We start from the raw sequence: 987 nt of genomic DNA on the forward strand, positions 1-987 counted from the left end.
ACCAGGCCGGGCCGCGCACGGTCAGACCCGCCGGCGCGGCGGGGTGTTGCGCCGCGCGCCGGCGCCCCATCGGCGCGACTCGTCGATCCCCAGCTCGTCGGCGAGGGCGTGCCACACGTGCGCCGGCTCCTCGCCGTCGGCGAGCGCCTGCTCGGCCGTCCGGTCCTCCAGGCCGCCCAGGTGCAGCGTCGTCACCTGCACCCGCCCCTGGGCACGGCCGAGGACCTCCTCGACGAGCTGGTCGAACTCCCGGTAGCGCACGGTCACAGCCTGCCACCGGCGGCTGACGCGCGCGGTCCGCGCACCGCGCGGCGGCCCGGGGCACCCATCCGCGACGTGTGGGCGGCACGGCCCACAATGGGCTCGTGGACTCCCTCTCGGCGCTGGCGGCCTTCAGCGCGCCGACGCGAGACTGGTTCACCGGTGCGTTCGCTGCGCCCACCCCGGCGCAGCAGGGCACCTGGGAGGCGGTCGCGGGCGGGCGGCACGCGCTCGTGGTCGCACCGACCGGGTCGGGCAAGACCCTGGCGGCGTTCCTGTGGGCGATCGACTCGCTGGTCCGCGAGCCGCCGCCGGACGACCCGGCCGCCCGCTGCCGGGTGCTCTACGTCTCACCGCTCAAGGCGCTCACCGCCGATGTCGAGCGGAACCTGCGCTCCCCCCTGGTCGGGATCGGCCAGGCGGCAGCCCGGGCCGGGGTGCCGATGCCCGAGATCGAGGTGCAGGCCCGCACCGGGGACACCCCGCCGACCCTGCGCCGGGCGTTCGCGACCCGGCCGCCCGACATCCTCGTGACCACGCCGGAGTCGCTCTACCTCGTGCTCACGTCGCAGGCGCGCGCCGGGCTCGCCGGGGTCCGCACCGTCATCGTCGACGAGATCCACGCCGTGGCCGGCACCAAGCGCGGCGCGCACCTGGCCCTCTCCCTCGAACGCCTCGACGCGCTGCTCACGGGCCCGGCCAGTCCGGGGCCGGCGCAGCGGGTCG

2 protein-coding genes are annotated in these 987 nt (G+C 77.3%); one reads left to right on the plus strand and one right to left on the minus strand.

All coding sequences use genetic code 11. The features are described from left to right. Nucleotides 1-21: 21 nt before the first annotated feature. Complete coding sequence (locus F2B26_RS16435) at nucleotides 22-267, minus strand: DUF3046 domain-containing protein (RefSeq protein ID WP_328698708.1); 246 nt, start codon at nucleotides 265-267, stop codon at nucleotides 22-24. Nucleotides 268-365: 98 nt separating this feature from the next. On the opposite strand from F2B26_RS16435, the gene F2B26_RS16440 reads away from it, so the two are divergent. Beyond that, the coding region (locus F2B26_RS16440) for a DEAD/DEAH box helicase (protein WP_201292801.1) at nucleotides 366-987 on the plus strand (622 nt) is incomplete at its 3' end.

Source organism: Cellulomonas citrea (assembly GCF_009829685.1).
In the GTDB taxonomy this organism is placed as follows: Bacteria; Actinomycetota; Actinomycetes; order Actinomycetales; family Cellulomonadaceae; genus Cellulomonas; species Cellulomonas citrea.